Source organism: Streptomyces muensis (genome assembly GCF_021474425.1).
GTDB classification, from domain to species: Bacteria; Actinomycetota; Actinomycetes; order Streptomycetales; family Streptomycetaceae; genus Streptomyces; species Streptomyces muensis.
The window spans coordinates 1-3,850 of the sequence record NZ_JAKEIP010000452.1; the positions used below are offsets into that span (position 1 = coordinate 1).

The window sequence follows — 3,850 nt, forward strand, 5'->3', positions numbered from 1 at the left end:
GCCCTGCGCAAGGTCAGGACGACCACGGCCCTGCGCCCCCTGCACCACCGCCTCGACCCGGCGCGCGTCGAGGAGATCCCGTTCCACACCAGCGACGGCGTACGCCTCGGCCTGACCCGCGTCGACCCCGGCGACCGTGACCGCCCGGCCGTGCTCCTCCTGCACGGACACACCGCCTCGTCCGACATGTTCCTGCTGCCCGAGACCCGCAACCTCGTCGACGTCCTCCTCGACGACGGCTACGAACCCTGGCTGCTCGACTGGCGGGGCAGCTGCCGCCTGCCGTACAACGAGACCGGCCGCCGCTACACCTACGACGACGTCGCCCTCTACGACATCCCCGAGGCCGTAGCCCACATCCGCGCCCGCATCGGCGACCGCCCCCTGTTCGTCGTCGCCCACTGCATCGGCTCCCTGACGCTCTCCTTGAGCATGACGGCCGGCCTGGTGCCCGGCCTCGCGGGCGTGGTGTCCCAGGGCGTCTTCCTCACCCCGAAGCTCGCGGGCCGCACCTCCCTGCGCATGACGCTGGCCGGAGAGCTGCTGAAGTCCCGTGTCGACCACGTCCCCGTCGACTTCCGCAAGGTCGGCCTCCGCTCGAAGTACACCCCGCTGTTCGCCCTGGCCGCCCGCAAGGCTGCCTGCCCGGATCCGACCTGCCAGATCCTGCACAACTCGGCCTGGGGAACCGGCGCCTCGCTCTTCGTCCACGAGCACCTGACCGACAGCACCCACAACCGGCTCGCCGACCTCCTCGGCCCGGCCCCGCTGTGGATCCTGCCGCACCTGCGCCGCATCGAACTGGCCCGCACCGTCGTCCGCTGGCACGACACCGATCACCGCTACCGGGCCCTCCCGCAGAACGCCCTGGACGCGGCGGCCCGTATCGACACGCCCGTCCTGCTCCTCGCGGGCAGCGAGAACGGCCTGTGGCTCGACTCCCAACGGCTCTGTCGCGACGTCCTCGCCCATCGCCAACCCCAACTCGACGTCACGTACACCGAGATCCCGGGCTACGGCCACCTGGACACGTTCCTCGGCAGAGGAGCGGCCCTCGACGTCTTCGGGCACATCCTCGACTTCCTGGGAGAACGCCGGTGACGCCGGCCCGCACCGCCCATTACCGTACCGATCAGTAACCACGAGATCCGCACCCCAGGAGGCCACCCATGCCGCAGCTCGAAGTCGACGGCGCGACGCTGACGTACGACGACGAGGGCCCCCGCGACGGCGAGGGTGTGCCCCTGGTGTTCGTCCACGGCTGGACGGCGAACCGGCACCGCTGGGACCACCAGGTGGCCCACTTCGCGGAGGCGCGGCGCGTCGTCCGTCTCGATCTGCGCGGGCACGGCGAGAGCACGGGCGCGGGAGCGCGCAGGATCGACGATCTGGCCCGGGACGTCCTCGCCCTCCTCGATCACCTCGAGATCGAGCGGTTCGTGATCATCGGCCACTCCATGGGCGGGATGATCGCCCAGACCATCGCCCTCGCCCACCCGGAGCGCGTCGAGCGCATGGTGCTGGTCAACTCCATCGGCAGGATGGCCTACAGCCGGGGCCGCGCCCTGCTGATGGCCGCCTCCACGCTCGCCCCCTTCAAACTCTTCGTCGCCGCCAACATCCAGCGCGCCTTCGCCCCCGGCTACCCGCGCGAGGAGATCCGCGAGTACGTCCGCGCCTCCGCCGATACTCCCCGCGAGGTCGTCATGACGCTCTACGGCGCCATGCGGGCCTTCGACGTGCTGGACAGGGTCGGCGACATCCAGGTGCCCACCCTGATGGTGCACGGTTACCACGACATCCAGCTGCCCCTCGCCCAGATGCTCCGCATGGCCAAGGCCTACCCGGACGCCGTGATCCGCGTCCTGGACGCCGGTCACGAGCTGCCGGTGGAGAAGCCGGCCGAACTGACGGCCGCCCTCGACCGGTTCCTCACCTAGCGCGGGCAGCCTCCCGAGCGTCGCCCCCGGCGCTCACGCACCCGCACCACACTGACCCTCGGCATGGCAGGCCTGCTCGCGGCGGCCGACGTCACCACACTCGCGGGCAGCGCACTCGCCGCGAGCACCCTCGGCGCGGCCGCCGCCGAGAAGGGCCGGTACTTCGCGCCGCGGTGGCCGCGAACCACCTCGGCGAAGCCCCGTACGCCTCGACGCTCAACGTCGAGTTCAACTCGGTGACGCCGGAGAACGAGATGAAGTGGGACGCCACCGAGCCCACCCGCGGCACCTTCACCTTCGGCTCCGCCGACCAGATCGCCGGCGCGCAGGACGACATCCGCCTTCCATCGCCTCGCCGACGAATCGCCGGGCTTCGGGGTCGTCCACCTCGACCGCAAAGGGCCGGTGCCGTGGTACTGGCAGATTGTGTGCCTGGCCCGCAGACGAGTCCTGGCATGGTTTGCCGGGCCACCCCGCCCGGACGGAGCAGGACCAGGGGTCAGCCCGCGACGACGGCCATCCGCTCGCTGATCTCCTGCGCGGTGGCCAGGACCTTCTGGGCGATCTCCGTCTCGGCCTCCGGGTAGACCCGGGAGGCGAGGGCGGCCACGCTGACCGCCGCGACCACCTGCTTGTTCTCGTCCCGGATCGGGGCGGCGATGCCGACCACGTCGGGATCCAGTTCGCCCCGGGTGACGGAGTAGCCGATGCGGCGGATCCGGCCGAGTCGTTCCATCAGGGCGTCGACGTCGGTGAGGGTGGCCGAGGTGAAGCGGCGCAGTTCGGCGTTCTCCAGCAGCCCGCGGGCTTCGTCGTCCGGGCTCCAGGCCAGCAGGACGAGGGCGGAGGCGCCGGCGTTGATCGGCAGGGCGCTGCCGCGCTCGTACGAGATCCGCACGGCGCGGGTGCTTTCCGCGCGGTCCACGCAGACCACCAGGTCACCGGTGCGCCGGGTCAGCAGCACGGTTTCGTGCACCTCCTCGGCGAGCGATTCCATCGACGGCACCGCGACCTCGGAGAGACCGTAGCTGCGGCGGGCCAGTCGGGCGATCTCCAACACTCGTAGGCCGAGCCGGAAGCCGCCGCCCGGGGCTTCTTCGAGGAAACGCCCGGCCACCAGACTCTGGAGGTAGCGGTACGCGGTGGAGCGCGCCACGCCGAGCCGCTCGGCCACGGCGACTCCGGAGACGACGAGATGGACGTCGTCGAACATGGTCAGGATGTCCAGTGCCCGGTCGGCCGTGGAGTTGCGCTCGCGGTAGCTGGGAGACATGTTTCCTGACATACGAGAGACTCTAGTGGGTGGGCGTGGGCCGGTGGAGACCCCGCGGTGCCGCATGGTCGCCGTTGCCCTGTGGTCATGGTTCACGGCTGGTCCTTGATGACGGTGTTGCGGAGTTCCCCGATGCCTTCCACGGTGGTGATCAGCACTTGTCCGGGGCGAAGAAACACCTTCGGATCGCGACCGGCGCCCACGCCGCCCGGGGTGCCGGTGAGGATCAGGTCGCCGGGCAGCATCGTGATGATGGTGCTGATGTACGCGACGGTCTCGGCCACGTCGAAGAGCAGGTCCGCGGTGTTGGACTTCTGCATGGTGTGCCCGTCGACGCTGCAGGAGATGTCCAACCCCGAGGCGCCGGGCGGGAGTTCGTCGGGGGTGACAAGCGCGGGCCCGACCGGGGTGGTGGCCTCGAAGGTCTTGCCGGAGAGGAACTCACGGGTACGGTGCTGCCAGTCCCGTACGGTGACGTCGTTGGCGACCGTGTAGCCGGCGACGTACTCCAGCGCCTTCTCGCGCGGTACGTGGCGGCCGGGGCGTCCGACGACGACTGCCAACTCGGCTTCCCAGTCGAGATCGTCGCTGACCGGCGGCGTGTGGATGTCGTCGTGGGCGCCGATCAGGGAGCCGT

General features: G+C 70.6%; 4 protein-coding genes and 1 pseudogene. 3 read left to right on the forward strand and 2 right to left on the reverse strand.

Going from position 1 to position 3,850, the window contains the following annotated elements; all coding sequences use genetic code 11:
* From L0P92_RS42845 to L0P92_RS42855, 3 genes and pseudogenes are all read left to right on the forward strand, one after another.
* A partial coding sequence (locus L0P92_RS42845) for an alpha/beta hydrolase (protein WP_234768548.1) occupies positions 1 to 1,101 on the forward strand: 1,101 nt, incomplete at its 5' end.
* A 68-nt stretch (positions 1,102 to 1,169) separates the two neighbouring features.
* Positions 1,170 to 1,940 carry an alpha/beta fold hydrolase gene (locus L0P92_RS42850; RefSeq protein ID WP_234768549.1) on the forward strand — a complete coding sequence of 257 codons (771 nt, stop codon included), beginning with the start codon at positions 1,170 to 1,172 and terminating at the stop codon, positions 1,938 to 1,940.
* Between the two features lie 63 nt (positions 1,941 to 2,003).
* Positions 2,004 to 2,257, forward strand: a pseudogene (locus L0P92_RS42855) (endo-1,4-beta-xylanase); the annotation flags it as partial.
* Positions 2,258 to 2,439: 182 nt separating this feature from the next.
* Here the strand turns inward: L0P92_RS42855 and L0P92_RS42860 are convergent.
* The gene (locus L0P92_RS42860) at positions 2,440 to 3,225 is read right to left on the reverse strand and encodes an IclR family transcriptional regulator (RefSeq protein WP_234768550.1); all 786 of its coding nucleotides are present in this window, start codon (positions 3,223 to 3,225) and stop codon (positions 2,440 to 2,442) included.
* 80 nt (positions 3,226 to 3,305) lie between these two features.
* The coding region (locus L0P92_RS42865) for a fumarylacetoacetate hydrolase family protein (RefSeq protein ID WP_234768551.1) at positions 3,306 to 3,850 on the reverse strand (545 nt) is incomplete at its 5' end.